Raw genomic sequence first — 16,494 nt, 5'->3', positions numbered from 1 at the left:
GGCGTCGCCTACCGGTGCCGCTTCGCGTACGACCAGGTCACCGCGGTCATCAGCGCGGGGACGGCGAACAGAGGGGCGAAGGCGAGTCCCCAGACGGTCTGCGCCGTGCCGCTCGACAGGTACGTCTGGCTCTCGGCGGTGAGGGCGACCACGAGTTGCCACAGCGCCACCAGGACCATGACGACCGAGGCGGTCCACGCCAGCGGGGCGAGGACCCCGGGGCGCAGCGGCCGCCACCGGTCGCTGACGAGCAGCAGCGGGAAGAGCGCGGCCAGTTCGGCGAGGACGGAGAGACCGACGACGTAGGCGATGCCCCATCCCGGGATGTCGTAGACGTCGCGCAGCACCTGGTCGCTGTAGCCCACGTGGACCCCGGCCGCCATGGCGATGCGCCACAGGCCGGACGGGACGGCGCACAGCGCGACGGCGTGGGCGGCGCGGCGAGCCCAGACGGGCACGAGGGCGGGGAGAGGGGCGGTCGCTGTCGTCATGGCGTCCATGCTGGGCCTGGACATGCCGGCCGCGCTTCGTCCGCTGCGGCGGACCGTGTCCGCCGCGCGGGTGAGGCGGCACCCGCTGAAGGAGTACCCGGGCAGGAGCCACCGGACGACGGGGAGACCACCGGCGCACCGTCCCACCCAGCTGATCACTCGTCCGTGGCGAGGGACAGCAATCGCACCGGGCGCCCTTGGTCCGGCCCGCGCCAAGGAAGCCCCGGTCTCCTTTAGGCCACCAATCGGAAACACTCGTACCGCCTGTCACCCCCGGCGCATAGAGTGCACGGACAACTACTTCTGAACGCGTTCAAGAAGGCGGGCGGAAGGTCTGACGGGGAGGGGACTGCCGATGGGCAGGGGGGTGAAGGTCGCCGTCATAGGCGGGGTGTTCGCCGTGATGGTGGGCGGTGCCGGGTACGGCGCCTACAACGTGGTGTCGGCGCTGGACGGGGGCGGCGGGTCGTCCGGGTCGGAGGCCAAGAGCGGGCCGCCGGACAAGGACGAGGTCGCGGAGACCAGCGAGAAGTTCTTCACGGCCTGGGAGAAGGGCGACGCGACGACCGCCGCGGGGTACACGAACAACGCCGCGGTCGCCACGACGCTGCTGACCGCCTACGGCGAGGACGCGCACATCACCGGCGTCGAGATCACGCCGGGCACGGCAACCGGTACCTCCGTGCCGTTCACGGTGAAGGCGAAGGTGTCGTACGAGGGGACGACCAAGCCGCTCGGCTACAAGAGCACGCTGACCGTGGTCCGCGGGGAGACCAGCGGGCGCGCGCTGGTGGACTGGGCGCCGTCCGTCGTCCACCCGGATCTGAAGGACGGCGACACCCTGGTCACCGCGGAGTCGGCGACGCCGCAGATCCAGGCCGTCGGGCGGGACGGCGCCGTGCTGAGCAAGGAGAAGTACCCCTCGCTCGGGCCGATCCTCGCCAAACTCCGGGAGAAGTACGGCGACCAGGCCGGCGGTACCCCCGGTATCGAGCTCGCGGTCCGGCACACGGCCGCGAACGCGCCGGACACCCCGCTGCTGACGCTGACCGAGGGCGAGCCCGGGAAGCTGAAGACCACGCTCAGCGCCGGCGTGCAGGCCGCGGCCGAGAAGGCGGTGAAGCGGTACGGCGAGTCCTCCGTGGTCGCCGTGAAGCCCAGCACCGGTGAAGTGCTGGCCGTGGCGAACAACCGTCAGGACGGGTTCAACGCCGCGTTCCAGGGCAGGGTCGCGCCCGGCTCCACCATGAAGATCATCACCGCCGCCATGCTCATCGACAACGGCGTGACCTCGATGAACGGCCCTGCGCCCTGTACCGAGAGCGCCGTCTGGCAGAGCCAGACGTTCCACAACCTCACCGGCATGAAGCCCAACGAGAGCGCCACCCTCGCCAACACCTTCATGCGCTCCTGCAACACCGGCTTCATCAAGCTCATCGACGAGGTCACCGACTCCTCGCTCACCCAGGAGGCCCAGGAGCGCTTCGGGCTCGGGCAGAACAACTGGCAGACCGGCATCGTCTCCTTCGACGGCAGCGTCCCCGCCTCCCCGGGACCGGACCGCGCGGCCAACGCGATCGGGCAGGGCCAGGTCCAGATGAACCCGCTGAACATGGCCTCGGTCACCGCGACCGCCATCACCGGCGATTTCCACCAGCCCTACCTGGTGCCGTTCGACCTGGACGACCGGAAGCCGGCCACCGCCAAGGGGCTGCCGAAGAGCACCGCGTCCCAGCTCAAGCAGATGATGCGGCTCACCGCCACCGCCGCCCAGGGCACCGCCGTGAACGCCATGTCCGGGATCCGGGGCGACATCGGCGCCAAGACCGGGTCGGCCGAGGTCGACGGGAACGAGGTCTCGGACTCCTGGTTCACCGGCTTCCGCGACGACGTCGCGGCGGCGGCCATGGTCGAGGGAGGCGGCCACGGCGGCGACGCGGCCGGGCCGATCGTCGCAGACGTGCTACGAGCCGGCGGCTGACGCGGACCGGTGGCCATGGGTGGCCCTACTGTGGTCGCCGTCGCCCTTCACCGTCGCCGTCGCCGTCGCCGTCGCCGTCGCCGGAATGCAACCGGCACCAGGGGCACGCGCGTCTCTGAAGGCACCGCAGATACCGCAGATACCGCAGATACCGCAAGCATCACAGGCATCGCACGCATCACACACGCATCGCACGCACCGAGGAACGGGACACCGTGGGCAGCAGAAGGGCCGCCGCCGGGCGGCGCAGGACGAAACCCGCCGTGATCGGCAGCGTGGCCGCGGTGGTCGTGGCCGGTGCCGGGTTCGGCGCCTACGCGATGTACGGCGGCGGGGCCGACGGCGACGACTCCGCGCGGACCAAGTCCGCGGCGGCCGGGGTGAAGTCGGGCCCGTTGACGGCGGCCGAGGTCACCTCGACGGCCCAGCGGTTCCTCACCGCCTGGCAGAAGGGCGACGTGGCCGGCGCGGCCGCCGCGACCGACGACGCCGGGGCCGCGAAGGCGCTGCTCACCGGCTACGCCAAGGACGCCCGCATCAAGAACGCCACCTTCACCGCGGGCACCCCGGCCGGGGAGAAGGTCCCGTTCTCCGTGAAGGCCACCGTCGCCTACGAGAAGGCGTCCGAGCCGCTGGCGTACGACAGCGCGCTGACCGTCGTACGCCGGGCGGGCGACGGCGAACCCCGCGTCGACTGGCACGCCGCCGTCGTGCACCCGGAGCTGCGGGACGGGGACACGCTGGTCACCGGGAAGGCCGGGGATCCGCCGGTGAAGGCGCTGGACCGGGACGGCGGGGAGATCACCGCCGCCAAGTACCCGTCCCTCGGGACGGTCCTGGACGGGCTGCGCGACAAGTACGGCAAGAAGTCCGGCGGCACCCCGGGCGTCGAGCTGCGCGTGGTGCGCGGCGGAGCGGAGGGGGACGGCAAGGGGTCCAAGGAAGCCAAGGGCTCCGGGGCCGACGACGTCGCCGACAAGACGCTGCTGGAGTTGAGCAAGGGCACGCCCGGCACCCTGAAGACAACGCTCGACCCCGCCCTCCAGGCCGCCGCCGAGAAGCAGGTCGACGGCAGGAAGGGGGCGTCGGTGGTGCTGCTGCGCGCCTCCACCGGCGAGGTCCTCGCGGTCGCCAACGGCGGGCACGGCTTCAACACCGCCTTCCTCGGCTCGCTCGCCCCCGGCTCCACCATGAAGGTCGTCACGGCCTCGATGCTGCTGGAGAAGGACCTGGCGTCCGTGAACGAGAAGCACCCGTGCCCCAAGTACTTCAGCTACGGCGGCTGGAAGTTCCAGAACGACGACAAGTTCGAGATCAAGGACGGCACCTTCAAGGCGAGCTTCGCCCGCTCCTGCAACACCGCCTTCATCAGCCAGGCCCCCGAGCTGGAGGACGACGACCTGACCAGGCAGGCCAAGGAGGTCTTCGGCCTGTCCATGAACAACTGGTCGGTCGGCGTGTCCACCTTCGACGGCAGGGTGCCGGTGCAGAGCAAGGCCCAGATGGCGGCCTCCCTCATCGGCCAGGGCGGGGTGCGGATGAACCCGCTGAACATGGCGTCGGTGTCGGCGACCGTGAAGTCGGGCTCCTTCCACCAGCCGTACCTGGTCGCCCCGTCGGTCGACGGGCGGGCGCTCGCCACCGCCTCGCGCACGATGTCGGGCGGCACCCTCGCCGCGCTGCGCGAGCTGATGTCCTACACGGCGGCGTCCGGCACCGCGGCCGAGGCGATGGCCGGGGTGAGCGGTGACGTCGGAGCGAAGACCGGGTCGGCGGAGGTCGACGGACAGGAGAAGCCCAACGGCTGGTTCACGGCGTACCGGGGCGATCTGGCCGCGGCCGGTGTGGTGCAGCAGGGCGGACACGGCGGCGACACGGCGGGGCCGATCGTCGCGGCGCTGCTCAAGGCGGGCGGCTGACGCACCCCGGGCCGACACCCCCGGGCCAACGCACGCGCCCCACGCCCAGTGGGCCACGCGCGCGCCCGCGCTCAGTGGGCCACGGGCTGGGCGGCGGCGGCCGCCTGGTACGTACGGCGCAGGAAGCGGATGAGCGCCTTGTTCTCGAACTGGACCACCGAACAGCCCTGCGGGGAGTGGAATTCGACCACGGCCTGCACCCGCCCGCACGGCCACACCCGCACCTCGCCGCTCCCGGCGGGCGCGCGCAGGCCCTGTTCCAGCAGGGCGCGGGAGAAGGTCCACTCGCGGGAGCGGGACACCATGCCGCCCCGCCCGGGCAGGGCGACGCACACCTTCGAGGGGTCGAGCTCGGGGTCGTAGCGCAGCACGACGGGTATCGCTCCGCCGTCGTCCTGGTCGGGGAGGTCCGCGTCCGTCAGGATGTGGGCTCGTGCGTACTGTTCGACTACGGACATGGGGTCGCCCCTTACGCTCTGCCACCTTTGTTGAAGCTGTGGTTCCACCCCCACTCCAATGTCCCATATTTTCCGGCTCACGCCCTGCGAGCCGAATATCACATGTGAGATCACGCTTACTTGGTACACAGCAGCCTTTACCTCGCTCTTGCGAACGAGTTGCAACTGTTCCCTATCATCGAACCGTGCATGTACCTGACGGATTCATCAACGCCCCGACCTCCGCCGTGACCGGAGTCGTCGCCGCGGGCGCCATCGCGGTCAGCCTGCGCGGCGCGCGCCGTGAGCTGGACGAGCGGACGGCGCCACTGGCCGGGCTGGTCGCGGCGTTCATCTTCGCGGTGCAGATGCTGAACTTCCCGGTCGCGGCCGGGACCAGCGGGCATCTCCTCGGCGGCGCCCTCGCCGCCATCCTCGTCGGGCCCTACACCGGCGTGCTGTGCGTCTCCGTCGTCCTGCTCATGCAGGGCATCCTCTTCGCCGACGGCGGCCTGACCGCGCTCGGCGTGAACATCACCGACATGGCGATCGTCACCACGGTCGTCGCCTACGCCCTCTTCCGGGGGCTGGTGAAGGTCCTGCCGCGCACCCGCCGCTCGGTCACCGTGGCCTCCTTCGTCGCCGCGCTCGTCTCCGTCCCGGCCGCCGCGCTCGCCTTCACGTTCCTGTACTGGATCGGCGGCACCACCGACGTCTCCATCGGCAAGGTCGCCACCGCGATGATCGGCGTGCACCTGCTGATCGGCATCGGCGAGGCCGTGATCACCGCGCTGACCGTCGGCGCCGTCATCGCCGTGCGCCCGGACCTGGTGTACGGGGCGCGCGGGCTCCAGCAGCGGCTGAAGCTGCGGGTGAACGGCGAGCTGGTCGACGCCCCCGGCGCCCCGGGCCCGGAGCCCGCCCCCGCGCCCGTCGCCGCCCGCTCGCACCGCAAGGTGTGGATCACCGGCCTCGTCGCCTCCCTGGTCCTCGCCGGCTTCGTCAGCTTCTACGCCTCCGCCAGCCCCGACGGCCTGGAGAAGGTCGCCGCCGACAAGGGCATCGACGAGAAGGCCGAGGAGCACGCCAACGCCGACTCGCCGCTCGCCGACTACGGCGTCGAGAGCATCACCGACGCCCGGATCTCCGGGGGCCTCGCGGGCGTCATCGGCGTCGGCGTCACCGTCGTCGCGGGCAGCGCCGTGTTCTGGTCGGTGCGCAGGCGCCGCAGCGACGACACGTCCCCGGCCGACACGGAAACGAACGTCTGACGTGGGGGCGGGACACGCGCACCGGCTGTACCGGCACGGGCACTCCCCCGTGCACGGGCTGCCGCCGCACACCAAGCTCGCCGCGGTCTTCGCCTTCGTGGTCGTCGTGGTGTCGACGCCGCGCGAGGCGATGTGGGCCTTCGGGGTGTACGCGCTGCTGCTCGCGGCGGTGGCGTACGCGGCCCGGGTCCCGGCGGCCTTCCTGCTCAAGCGGCTGCTGATCGAGGTGCCGTTCGTGGCGTTCGCGGTGCTCATGCCGTTCGTGGCGGAGGGCGAGCGGGTCGACGTCCTGGGCCTGTCCCTGAGCGTCAACGGCCTGTGGGGCGCCTGGAACGTGCTCGCCAAGGGCACCCTGGGCGTCGCCGCCTCCGTGATCCTCGCCGCCACGACCGAGCTGCGGGAGCTCCTCCTCGGTCTCCAGCGGCTGCGGCTGCCCCCGCTGCTGGTGCAGATCGCGTCGTTCATGATCCGCTACGGCGACGTGATCGCGGACGAGATGCGGCGGATGCGGATCGCCCGGGAGTCGCGCGGGTTCGAGGCGAGGGGCGTCCGGCACTGGGGCGTGCTCGCCAAGTCCGCGGGGGCGCTGTTCATCCGCTCCTACGAGCGCGGCGAACGCGTCCACCTGGCCATGGTCAGCCGCGGGTACGCCGGTTCGATGCCGGTGATCGACGAGGTGACCGCGGACCGGGCGCAGTGGTCGTACGCGCTGGCCCTCCCGTGTGCGGCACTCGTCGTGTGTCTGCTGGGATGGACGCTATGACAGCCACCCCGGCCTCGCTCGCCGTCTCCGGCCTCGCCTTCGCCTACCCCGACGGGCACCAGGCCCTCTTCGGCGTGGACTTCTCCGTCGCCCGCGGCGAGCGGGTCGCGCTGCTCGGGCCGAACGGCGCGGGCAAGACCACCCTCGTCCTGCACCTCAACGGCATCCTGACCGGCGGCACCGGCACGGTCACGGTCGCCGGGCTGCCGGTGGACAGGCGGAACATGGCGGAGATCCGGCGCCGGGTCGGCATCGTCTTCCAGGACCCCGACGACCAGCTGTTCATGCCGACCGTGCGCGAGGACGTGGCGTTCGGACCGGCGGCGGCCGGGGTGAAGGGGGCGGAGCTGGAGGCCTGTGTGGACCGGGCGCTCACGCTGGTCGGCATGGCGGAGTTCAAGGACCGGCCCCCGCACCACCTCTCCTTCGGCCAGCGGCGCCGGGTGGCGGTGGCGACGGTGCTCGCCATGGAGCCGGAGATCCTGGTCCTGGACGAGCCGTCCTCCAACCTCGACCCGGCCTCCCGCCGCGAACTCGCCGACATCCTGCGCTCCCTGGACGTCACGGTGCTGATGGTCACCCACGACCTGCCCTACGCCATGGAGCTGTGCCCCCGCGCCCTGGTCCTCAGCGACGGCGTGATCGCCGCCGACGGTCCGACGGTGGAGCTGCTGTCGGACCACGAGCTGATGCGCGCCCACCGCCTGGAGCTGCCCTTCGGCTTCGACCCGCGGTCGGTGCCGGCGGGCGGCTGACGCGTCACCGAGGAATCGCGGCGGGTCCGTGGCGGTTGCACCCACTGTCACGGACGATCGGAAGGGGCATGGAGAAGTGGACACGGACGTGGACGTGCACGGCACGGTGGCCGAGGGCTTCGAGCCGGTGAGGGACGCGTTCGTACGGAACTTCACCGTGCTCGGCGAGCGGGGTGCGGCCGTCGCCGTCTACCGGGACGGACGCAAGGTCGTCGACCTGTGGGGCGGCTCCAGGGACGTCGACGGCACGGCCGGTACGGCGCCGTGGCGCCGGGGCACCGCCCAGGTGGTCCGCTCGGCGACCAAGGGCGTCGCCGCCGCCGTACCGCTGCTGCTGCACCGGCGCGGGGAACTGGACCTGGACGCGCCGGTGGGCGAGTACTGGCCCGAGTTCAAGGCGCACGGCAAGGAGCGGGTGCTGGTCCGGCACGTGCTGAACCACCGGGCCGGGCTGCCGGTCCTGGACCGCCCCCTCACCCCCGAGGACGCCCTCGACCCGCTGCGCGGCCCCGCGGCCGTCGCCGCCCAGACCCCCGCCTGGGAACCGGGCACCGACCACGGCTACCACGCGCTGACGTACGGCTGGCTGCTCGACGAGCTGGTCCGCCGGGTGACGGGCGGGCGGGGCGCCGGGCAGTGGATCGCGGACGAGATCGCCCGCCCGCTGGGCCTGGACCTGTGGGTGGGCCTGCCGGAGGCGGAGGAGGCGGCGGGCCGGGCTGGCCGCGTCGGGCGCCTCGACGAACCCGAGCCGTCGGGGCCCGGGAGCGGCCCGCGGCTGCGCCCGAAGCGCGCGGTCACCGAGGCCTACACCGACCCCGGCTCCCTCACCCGCCGTGCCTTCGCCGCGATCACCCCGTTCCCCGACCAGAACGACCCCGTGTACCGCGCCGCCGCCCTCCCGGCCGCCAACGGCATCGCGACGGCCGACGGTCTCGCCCGGTTCTACGCGGCGCTGATCGGCGAGGTCGACGGCGTGACGCGCGGCGTGCGGCTCTTCGACCCGGCGACCATGGAGCTGGCCCGCGCCGAGGAGTCCGCCGGCCCCGACCGGATCCTGGTCGTGGGCACCCGGTTCGGCCTCGGCTACATGCTGCACGGCAGCGCGTCCCCGTTCCTGTCCCCCGGCTCCTTCGGCCACCCGGGCCGCGGCGGCTCCCTCGGCTTCGCCGACCCGGAGGCCGGTGTCGCCCTGGGCTATGTCACCAACGGCTTCCGCAAGACCGTGACGGCGGACCCGCGGGCGCAGGCACTGGTACGGGCGGTACGCGCGTCGCTCGCCTAGCCGGACCTGCTCGGACGCGCCGGACGCGCCGGACGCGCCGGACGTGTGAGATGTACCGGACGCGTCAGACGTGTCGGGCGGGTCAGACGTGGATCGGGTGCGAGGTCCTGCCCGATGCCGAGTCGATCTCCTCGTGGGCCTTGGTGAGCAGCCGCATCGCCAGCTCGTTCAACGCGCGTGCGCCCGCGACCTCCTCACCGACCCGTGGCTGCTGGGAGTCGACCCGGTGGCGGCTCGCGTGGCCGTGCGCGCGGACCTCGGTGCCGTCGGGGAGCCGCACCATCGCGACCGCCCGCGTGTGCTGGTCGTCCTCCATGAACTCCATGTCGACGTGCCATCCCACTGTGGTGTGCATCATGACGATCACCTCCGGAACATCTCCTTCCAGGGTGCGCCTCCCCGCGCCGGTGCGCACCACCCGGTCTACCCGGTGCGCAGCATCAGCCCGATCCCGACGACCAGGAGGCCCGCCGCCGCGATCCGGGGCGCGCCGAACCGCTCCTTGAAGAAGACGGCCCCTATCGCGGCGCCGACCAGGATGGATGTCATACCCGGCTCATACAGTGATTGACATGACCCGACCCAAGTTAACGAGGGCCGCCATCACGCCGGACGAGCCCGCAGCGATCTACTGCCGCATCTCCCACACCAGGGACGAGGACCAGACCGGTGTCGATCGGCAGGAACGGATCTGCCGGGACATCGCCGAGCGCCTCCAGCTCCGCATCGAGCCCACGCACGTCTACATCGACAACAACCGCTCGGCATGGCAGCGCGACCGGAAGCGCCCCGGTTGGGAAGCGATGCTGAGGGCGATGGAAGCCGGGGAGATCCGGCACGTCATCGTCTACCACCCCGACCGCCTCATGCGGCAGCCCAAGGACCTCGAAGAGCTACTCTCCATCGCCGACGACAAGCGCGTCCTGCTCCACGGCGAGGCAAACCGCCGCGACCTCTCGGACCCCGATGACCGCTTCATCCTCCGCATCGAGGTCGCCCACGCGTGCCGTTCTTCCGACGACTCGTCGCGCCGCCTCAAGGACGCCCTGAAGGACCATGCCCGCGAAGGCCGGCCACACGTGGGCAACCGACCGTACGGCTACACCCGCGACGGCCGCGCAATAGTCGAGGAAGAGGCAGAGATCGTCCGTGAGGTCTACCGCCGCTACCTGGACGGAGAATCACCGCTGGGCATCGCTCAAGATCTCGTAGCACGGGGCATCCCCACTTCGAAGGGCAAAGAGTGGAACCCCGAGAACGTGCGGCATCTGTTGTCGTCCCACTTCGTGGCCGGACTGCGTTTCCACCTGGGCGAGGAAGTGGCCGTCGGGACGTGGCCCACCATCATCGACCGCGGGCAGTGGGACGAGGTGCAGCGGCTCAGGGAGTACCGCGCCCAGCAGCACCAGGACACGAAGAAGCGCCCGGTTCGCAACTACCTCCTGCGCGGAGTCGCCACGTGCACGTGCGGCGCCCGCATGGGCGGCACGAACAGCGGCAGGTACGCCTACTACCGGTGCACCCGCTCCGACAACACCGACCAGCAGAAGTGCAACCGCTCCATCTCGGCGGGGCCGCTCGAAGACTTCGTTCGGGATGTGGCAATCAGCGTCCTGACCAAGCTGGACACCTCCGGCTACGAGCCCGCCACGACCACGCGCCCCGAGGCAGACGTCATCGCTGACGAGAAGGACCGGGAGAAGCTGCGGGAGCTGAAGGAGCTGTGGCTCAACGACGACGACTTCACGACCGCCGACTTCCAGTCGATGCGCGCGCCGATCGTCAAGCGGATGAAGGATCGGCAACGCAAGACCGTGAAGCGCCCCGTCGCAGTCCTGCAGGGCATCGCCGGCCCGGATGCTGAAGTCAACTGGGAGCGGCTGGAGAAGGCCGAGGACTACGCGCGCATGAACGCGATCTACCGCTTCCTGTTCGCCGCCGTGCTCGTTCGCCCCCCGACGAAGAGGGGCCGGGGGTTCGACACAGACCGAGTGGACATCAAGCCGAACCCGCTGGACTGACATGAACAATGCCAGTCCCAAGGATGCCCGGACGCATTGAGTACCTGAGCGCTAAGATGTGCCACACTTCACGCGAGAATGGGGGAACTATGTTGACACTATATCTAGCTAGCTCGCCGATCTCAGACTTTCAACAGAAAGTCATTGTTGGCGTCGTTAGTGCCATTCTAGCCTTCCTCAGCACCCTATTTTTTGAACGCCGAAAGACTCGTCTCGAACCACGCAAAGAGCTCACTTGGGTGGCTCACACTCAAGCAGGCCTTGTAACAATTGACCCGAAATTCCAGGAACGCGTAGCCTTAAGTTACGATAACAACCCTGTCGACAACATCAACTCAGTCGACTTCAAAGTTCAAAACACAGGAAACGAGGTCATCAAGAATCACTCAATTCGCTTTACCTTCCCGCCCGAATGTCGAGTTCTTGAATCTCGACTCTCCCCTGAACCTGAACGAGAACTCAAAGTTCGGCGCGACGAGCCATCGGAAGAGGGCTCGAATGAAGTCGTCTACAGGATCGGCCATCTGGAAGCCGGACAAGACGTCGGGCTCCAGATCGTGGCAAGCGGCACATCAGCCAAAGACTGGGAACCGCACTCCCACAATGAGGAGGGGAACGTGCGGTTCGAGGAGCGATCCCAAGCCCGCGCGAAGGACGATTCGGAACACGTGACTCCGTTCCTGGTACTCACCTTCGCCCTCCTGGCGATTCCCCCCTTTCTCGAATTCACGCCCACACTTGGCGAATTTCTATCTTTCGCATTTCGGGGGACAATGCTGATTTTGCTCGCTCCCCACATCGCACCCACATCGCGCCTGATTAAGCAAATCGCCACTCAGCGACGGGAAAACGATAAATTCAACATCACTATGTACGACGCCGCGGCTCTGCAAATCGCCCGAACAGGTAGCGTGAACCGCATGAGTGTTCCACGGCAGCGTCCTACAGACCCAACGGGGGAACCTGAAGGCGATAATTCCCACAACTCGACTGTCTAATGGTTCTTGCACGCAGGGCCGAGGAGCCGAGCGATTCGCGCAGCGCTCTTCGGCCCCACGCGCGTCGGAAACTTGGCTGCCTGGCGTTCAACTGCCCGAGCCCACTGCTCGTTACGACGTCTCGTCACCGCAGAACGTCACGCTCCTCAAATGCGATACGGCGGTTTGCGGCGATGTCTTGAGCAACGCCAGCGGCGATGAGCGCGGCGCCGGGGGTGTGGCCGGAGCCGATGTAGCGCCAGTGCGCGTCTGTGATCGCGTCGGGGGTGTCGGTGTGGCCGATGTGGTGGGCGCGTTCGGCCCGTAGTGCGGCGTAGGTCGTGGAGTAGGCGCGGGATTTGGTGAGGATGTGGCCCCGGTAGCCGAGGGTGTGGGTCCAGGTACGCAGGCGCAGGGGTGCATATTCGGGGAGGCCTCCGAGGCGCCAGCAGGTGTGCATGAGGGTGCGGACGTGTCGGCTGACGGGGGCCGCGTCGATGTCGTCCATGGTGGTGACCTTGTGGTCGGTGCCGGCACCGGTCTCGACAGTGCCTTTGGTGACGTACTTCGCGACGTACGCGGCCACGGCGTCGTCATCGGGGCCGTCAGCGTCGGCGTGCAGGGCACGGACGTCGGTCTGCGCACCCCAGGTCAGATCCAGTTCGCCGATGGCCGGGCTGTAGGGAGTGCGGACGGTCACCCGCTGGGCGGACGCGTGCACGGCGCGGGTGAGTTGGTCCGGGGTGCCCCAGGGCGGGGGTTCGTCGGTGGGACCGTCAGGGCCGTCGAGGCGGATCACGGCGTGCACGTGGACGGCCGCGCGCTTCTGGTACTCGGCGATACGGGCGAAGGACAGTCGGGCGTGGTGGGCGAAGCGCGACTGCACGATGCCGGCCGAGGAGGCGAGGCGGCGGCGGACGTCGATGACGAACCGGTCCCACAGCTTGGAAGCGTGGGCGTGCCAGAGCACGTGGCCGGTGTAGTCGTAGCAGTCCGGGCAGACAGGTTGGCCGACCAGCGGGTCGGCCGGGGCGTGGACGGTGTGGCAGCCGACGGGACGGCCGTGCTCGCAGGCACCGCCGTTACGGCGGGGGCGGCATGTGGGCCCCAAGCGGTGTACCGGTCCGAAGGAGGGGGCAGTCAGGGTGGCGAAGAGGCGAGGCCGCGTGCGCACAGTGGCGGGGACGTTCTTGCCGCCGGTCAGTCCCGCGCGGACGAGGTGGAAGGTGTCTCCGGCGTGGAGGCGGGAGCAGGCGGGGCAGATGGTGGCGCGGCGGTTGCGGCAGCGGACGAGGAGGCGTTCGCCGGGTTCGTTGCGGGTGTCGTAGTGGTGGAGGATTTCGCCGGTCGCGTTGTCCAGGGTGGTGGTGTGGCCGGAGAGGTGGACGGGGTGGGCGCAGCCGCCGGTGGCGGTGATCTGTTGCAGCCAGCGGGGGAAGTCAGGGTCTTGGGCGATGCGGAGGGCGTCTCGGTCTGCTTCGGGGAGGTGGCGCAGGCGCGCCGCGTGGTCGAGGACGGCGCGCCGGTCAGCCGGGGTGGTGGGGTGCGGGGTGATGGTGGTGACCTTCCGGGGTGGGCCGCCGCAGCGGCCGGGATGGTGGGTGGTGGCGCGTCGTCGTTCATGGGGATCACTCCTGGTCGGGTCGGTCGGGGTGGTGGGGTTAGCGGATGGTGCCGGTGCCCCGGCAGACGCGGCAGCGGCGCAGTCGTCCGGTCCAGGTTTTGCGGGCTCCGTCGCCCTTGCAGTGGGGGCACCTCACGCGGCGCATGGTCATGCGATGGGGTCCTTGTCTCTCAGGTGTGGGAGAAGCCGCTGATGACCCAGGTGACGAGGCCGTGGATGGTGAAGAGGACGGGGGTCTGTCCGAGGTAGAGGCCGAAGAGGCCGACGCAGACCGCTTCCCAGCCGCGTACGTCGCGGGAGCGGACGAGGAGGACGGTGATGATCCCGAAGACCACCGCGAAGCCGAATGCCGTACCTTCGCTGATCACTTGACGTCCCCTTCCAGCGCCACCAGGGCGCGGTTAAGGGCGGGGAGTTCGGGGGTCATGCCGGAGTGCTTCCGGGCCGTGGCCACGGCCTCATCGGTCGGGGTGAGGTGGGAGCGGGCCCGGGCCCAGCCGCCGTCGGGTCCGGTGCAGACAGCCACGCCGCGTTCCTGGGCCGTGATGGCTTGCGCGACGGTTACGGCGTCCTTGTTGAGGTCGCCGAGGGTCATTTCTGCGGTGCCGGGGTCGTTGACGCGGTGGCAGATCCGGCCGCCGAGCTGGGCGCGCAGTGCGGTGACACCGGGGCCGAGGTCGGAGCCGACGCGTTGGCCGGCCACGACCAGGTGCAGGCCGAGTGCGGCGCCGAGCTGCGCCAGCCGCAGCAGGAGCGTGGAGCACTGCTCTGCCTCTGCCTTGCTCTGGCGGGTGCCGTCGGACAGGTACAGTTCCGCGATCTCGTCGACCAGGACCACGACGGGCACCGGGCGGAGCTTGTCCGGCAGCTCCCAGATCGAACGAACTCCAGCGGTGCGGCAGGCGTTCATGCGGTCCTGCATGTCGACGACGAGGGCGGTCAGTACGGCGACGGCTTCGCGCCTGCATGTGGCGAGTGCACTGAGCCGTTGGGTGAAGAGGCCGAGTTCCATGCCGCCTTTGCAGTCGATGCCGACGAGGGCGACGGGTTGGGGCGCGAGTTGGGTGATGAGCCGGGCGAGGAGGGTGGACTTGCCGGAGCGGGTGGCCCCGGCGATGAGCCAGTGCGGGACCAGGCGCAGGTTCATCACCCACGCCCCGCCCGTCTCCAACGCCCCGATCAGCGCCGAGAGCAGTTCCGCCGGGGCGCTGGCTAACCCGGGCCTCAGGAGCGGGTCTGTGGCGGTGGCGGTCAGCAGCACGAGGCCGCGTTCGGGCGAGGTCACCCGCACTGCGTGGACTTTCCACGCGTGGACCAGGGCGTCAGCCGCCTGCATGTACGTGGCCGGGGTCTGGCCCGCGTGCAGCCGCACCACCACGCTCAGACCCATGCGGGTGGCGCGCGGGAAGGAGACTCGCGGAGCCACCGGCCGCACCGGGTCACCCTTGACCAGCAGATGCCCGACCAACGTGCGGGCCGGGAGCCGGGACACGGCGAGGTCGTTGAGCAGGGCGACCCGCCGCCAGGTGAACACCACCCGCCAGGCCGCCGCCGGGTATCCGGTGAGGTACCAGTGCCAGGCCGGACGATGCCGGCGCACCAGGTCACCGACGACCAGCAGCCAGGCCACCACGGCGAGGACGAAGGCGAGAAGGATGGGTCCCATCAGGCGTCACCGCCCTTGCCCTGAGTCGTCGCCGTACCGGAGATGGGGGTGATGGCGTCAGCGCGGAAGCTGATGCCGTGACGGTCGCCCATCGCCCAGGCGAACGCGGTCAGGCCGGTGACCTTGACGATCTGGCCCTCTTGGATGCTCTTGGGCTCGCCGCTGACGGCGATCTCGATGACGGAGATCCGCCGCCGGTCCTGCCGCACGGTCACGGCGACGGTGTAGACCGGGTTGCCGTCCCGGTCCTTCTTCACCTCCTGTGTCTCGGGGTTGCTGAGCTTTGCTTCCGGCGCGATGGCGCAGCGCAGTACGCCGAGCCGCGTCGTGTCCACGGGAATGGACTGCATTTCTGTGGCCTCCTGGCCAGTCAGGACGTCCGATCTATACGGACGTCACTTGTCCTTACGAGTTATCACTATGGAGTTCTGTACGGCGAGAGTGCAACTACTTATGCTGACGAGTGATGTCGCGCGTGCGACGTGCCTACGACACCAGACCGGAGATGTTGAGATGACGGAGATCCAGCGCCCCGGAGCCCTCTACCAACAGGTGGCCGCCGCCATCCGGGAAGCGATCCTGTCGGGCGAGTTCGCCCCCGAGTCCCTGCTGCCGTCCGAAGCCCAGCTCATGGCCCGCTACCAGGTCTCCCGCCCCACCGTCCGCAACGCCATCGCAGCCCTGCGGGCAGAGGGGCTGATCGATGTCCGGCACGGCAAGGGCAGCTTCGTACGCTCCGAGGGACACCCCACACTCACGCTTGACCGCCGCATCCAGCACGCCCCTGACGGAAGGTTCGTGATGCCCGGGGGCGACGTCTGGGACGAGGCGGAGGAACCGAGCGTGCACCGCACCCGCACGACGAAGGCGACCGGGCGACTCCTCGGTCTGGGCGAGGAAGAGGAGCTGTTCGGCTGTGACCGTCTCCTCAGCGACAGCACCACCGGCACCCGGGCGATGCACCGGACGCTGATCCCCTTCGAGGTCGCCGAGAACGTGCCGGCACTCGCCCAGGAGCCTGGTCAACAGCCGACAGCTCTCTACGCGGCGCTCGCCAAGGCTAGGCACAAGTTGTGGTGGTCGGAGACGGTACGCGCCCGCATGCCGGTGCCGGACGAGCGCGCCACGCTCCAACTCCCGGACGCGACGCCGATCCTGCACCTGTCCCGCATCACGCACGGCACCGACGACCGCCCGCTGATCCTCGAAGAACTCCGCATCGGAGCCGACCGCGCCGAAGCCGCCTACCGGATCACCGCCGACAAGCAGCCCACCCGACGCCGCCAGACCTGACCAGCAACGAC

The 16,494-nt window shown here is 69.9% G+C and carries 16 protein-coding genes and 1 pseudogene; 9 read left to right on the top strand and 8 right to left on the bottom strand.

The window, feature by feature from the left end:
* Positions 1-8 precede the first annotated feature (8 nt).
* Positions 9-500 carry a hypothetical protein gene (locus Sco07f_RS33985; RefSeq protein WP_108990215.1) on the bottom strand — a complete coding sequence of 164 codons (492 nt, stop codon included), beginning with the start codon at positions 498-500 and terminating at the stop codon, positions 9-11.
* Positions 501-846: 346 nt separating this feature from the next.
* Here Sco07f_RS33985 and Sco07f_RS33980 point away from each other — a divergent pair, with 346 nt between their 5' ends.
* Positions 847-2,472: a penicillin-binding transpeptidase domain-containing protein gene (locus Sco07f_RS33980; protein ID WP_108990152.1), complete on the top strand. Its 1,626-nt coding sequence runs from the start codon at positions 847-849 to the stop codon at positions 2,470-2,472.
* Positions 2,473-2,687: 215 nt separating this feature from the next.
* On the top strand, positions 2,688-4,391 hold the full coding sequence (locus tag Sco07f_RS33975; RefSeq protein ID WP_167468305.1) for a penicillin-binding transpeptidase domain-containing protein: 1,704 nt from the start codon (positions 2,688-2,690) through the stop codon (positions 4,389-4,391).
* Positions 4,392-4,462: 71 nt separating this feature from the next.
* Here the strand turns inward: Sco07f_RS33975 and Sco07f_RS33970 are convergent, their stop codons facing one another.
* Complete coding sequence (locus Sco07f_RS33970; RefSeq protein ID WP_108990150.1) at positions 4,463-4,849, bottom strand: SsgA family sporulation/cell division regulator; 387 nt, start codon at positions 4,847-4,849, stop codon at positions 4,463-4,465.
* Between the two features lie 185 nt (positions 4,850-5,034).
* On the opposite strand from Sco07f_RS33970, the gene Sco07f_RS33965 reads away from it, so the two are divergent.
* From Sco07f_RS33965 to Sco07f_RS33950, 4 genes are all read left to right on the top strand, one after another.
* Positions 5,035-6,099: an energy-coupling factor ABC transporter permease gene (locus Sco07f_RS33965; protein ID WP_108990149.1), complete on the top strand. Its 1,065-nt coding sequence runs from the start codon at positions 5,035-5,037 to the stop codon at positions 6,097-6,099.
* Position 6,100: 1 nt separating this feature from the next.
* Positions 6,101-6,862: a cobalt ECF transporter T component CbiQ gene (gene cbiQ / locus Sco07f_RS33960; RefSeq protein WP_054103511.1), complete on the top strand. Its 762-nt coding sequence runs from the start codon at positions 6,101-6,103 to the stop codon at positions 6,860-6,862.
* Positions 6,859-7,617 carry an energy-coupling factor ABC transporter ATP-binding protein gene (locus Sco07f_RS33955; protein ID WP_167468304.1) on the top strand — a complete coding sequence of 253 codons (759 nt, stop codon included), beginning with the start codon at positions 6,859-6,861 and terminating at the stop codon, positions 7,615-7,617. The genes cbiQ and Sco07f_RS33955 overlap by 4 nt, the downstream gene beginning before the upstream one ends.
* 88 nt (positions 7,618-7,705) lie before the next feature.
* Positions 7,706-8,902 carry a serine hydrolase domain-containing protein gene (locus Sco07f_RS33950; RefSeq protein ID WP_167468309.1) on the top strand — a complete coding sequence of 399 codons (1,197 nt, stop codon included), beginning with the start codon at positions 7,706-7,708 and terminating at the stop codon, positions 8,900-8,902.
* Between the two features lie 82 nt (positions 8,903-8,984).
* On the opposite strand, the gene Sco07f_RS33945 is transcribed toward Sco07f_RS33950, so the two are convergent.
* The gene (locus tag Sco07f_RS33945; protein WP_007450526.1) at positions 8,985-9,260 is read right to left on the bottom strand and encodes a DUF1876 domain-containing protein; all 276 of its coding nucleotides are present in this window, start codon (positions 9,258-9,260) and stop codon (positions 8,985-8,987) included.
* Between the two features lie 65 nt (positions 9,261-9,325).
* Positions 9,326-9,448: pseudogene (locus Sco07f_RS33940) on the bottom strand (EamA family transporter); the annotation flags it as partial.
* 26 nt (positions 9,449-9,474) lie between these two features.
* Between Sco07f_RS33940 and Sco07f_RS33935 the strand changes: the two are divergent.
* Complete coding sequence (locus tag Sco07f_RS33935; RefSeq protein ID WP_108990146.1) at positions 9,475-10,923, top strand: recombinase family protein; 1,449 nt, start codon at positions 9,475-9,477, stop codon at positions 10,921-10,923.
* A gap of 239 nt (positions 10,924-11,162) precedes the next feature.
* Positions 11,163-11,921 (top strand): hypothetical protein, encoded by a 759-nt coding sequence (locus tag Sco07f_RS39880; RefSeq protein ID WP_159107015.1) that lies wholly within the window; start codon positions 11,163-11,165, stop codon positions 11,919-11,921.
* A 124-nt stretch (positions 11,922-12,045) separates the two neighbouring features.
* Here the strand turns inward: Sco07f_RS39880 and Sco07f_RS33930 are convergent, their stop codons facing one another.
* The 4 genes from Sco07f_RS33930 to Sco07f_RS33915 form a co-directional block, all read right to left on the bottom strand.
* Complete coding sequence (locus Sco07f_RS33930) at positions 12,046-13,395, bottom strand: replication initiator (protein WP_108990145.1); 1,350 nt, start codon at positions 13,393-13,395, stop codon at positions 12,046-12,048.
* A 299-nt stretch (positions 13,396-13,694) separates the two neighbouring features.
* Positions 13,695-13,892, bottom strand: a complete 198-nt coding sequence (locus Sco07f_RS33925) for a hypothetical protein (protein ID WP_011029322.1) — start codon at positions 13,890-13,892, stop codon at positions 13,695-13,697.
* Entirely contained in the window at positions 13,889-15,190 is a 1,302-nt protein-coding gene (locus tag Sco07f_RS33920) for an FtsK/SpoIIIE domain-containing protein (protein ID WP_108990144.1), read from the bottom strand. The genes Sco07f_RS33925 and Sco07f_RS33920 overlap by 4 nt, the downstream gene beginning before the upstream one ends.
* Positions 15,190-15,540 (bottom strand): SCO3933 family regulatory protein, encoded by a 351-nt coding sequence (locus Sco07f_RS33915; RefSeq protein WP_108990143.1) that lies wholly within the window; start codon positions 15,538-15,540, stop codon positions 15,190-15,192. The genes Sco07f_RS33920 and Sco07f_RS33915 overlap by 1 nt, the downstream gene beginning before the upstream one ends.
* A gap of 163 nt (positions 15,541-15,703) precedes the next feature.
* On the opposite strand from Sco07f_RS33915, the gene Sco07f_RS33910 reads away from it, so the two are divergent.
* The gene (locus Sco07f_RS33910; RefSeq protein ID WP_108990142.1) at positions 15,704-16,483 is read left to right on the top strand and encodes a GntR family transcriptional regulator; all 780 of its coding nucleotides are present in this window, start codon (positions 15,704-15,706) and stop codon (positions 16,481-16,483) included.
* Positions 16,484-16,494: the final 11 nt, after the last annotated feature.

The organism is Streptomyces coelicoflavus, from assembly GCF_003112555.1.
Classification (GTDB): domain Bacteria; phylum Actinomycetota; class Actinomycetes; order Streptomycetales; family Streptomycetaceae; genus Streptomyces; species Streptomyces coelicoflavus.
This window is presented reverse-complemented; position numbering and strand designations above follow the sequence as displayed.

What these genes read in the sequence shown, in the direction of transcription:
- Sco07f_RS33985 (WP_108990215.1), bottom strand. Translation starts at nt 500, where the DNA reads ATGGACGCCATGACGACAGCGACCGCCCCTCTCCCCGCCCTCGTGCCC.
- Sco07f_RS33980 (WP_108990152.1), top strand. Translation starts at nt 847, where the DNA reads ATGGGCAGGGGGGTGAAGGTCGCCGTCATAGGCGGGGTGTTCGCCGTG.
- Sco07f_RS33970 (WP_108990150.1), bottom strand. Translation starts at nt 4,849, where the DNA reads ATGTCCGTAGTCGAACAGTACGCACGAGCCCACATCCTGACGGACGCG.
- Sco07f_RS33955 (WP_167468304.1), top strand. Translation starts at nt 6,859, where the DNA reads ATGACAGCCACCCCGGCCTCGCTCGCCGTCTCCGGCCTCGCCTTCGCC.
- Sco07f_RS33945 (WP_007450526.1), bottom strand. Translation starts at nt 9,260, where the DNA reads ATGATGCACACCACAGTGGGATGGCACGTCGACATGGAGTTCATGGAG.
- Sco07f_RS33935 (WP_108990146.1), top strand. Translation starts at nt 9,475, where the DNA reads ATGACCCGACCCAAGTTAACGAGGGCCGCCATCACGCCGGACGAGCCC.
- Sco07f_RS33920 (WP_108990144.1), bottom strand. Translation starts at nt 15,190, where the DNA reads ATGGGACCCATCCTTCTCGCCTTCGTCCTCGCCGTGGTGGCCTGGCTG.
- Sco07f_RS33915 (WP_108990143.1), bottom strand. Translation starts at nt 15,540, where the DNA reads ATGCAGTCCATTCCCGTGGACACGACGCGGCTCGGCGTACTGCGCTGC.
- Sco07f_RS33910 (WP_108990142.1), top strand. Translation starts at nt 15,704, where the DNA reads ATGACGGAGATCCAGCGCCCCGGAGCCCTCTACCAACAGGTGGCCGCC.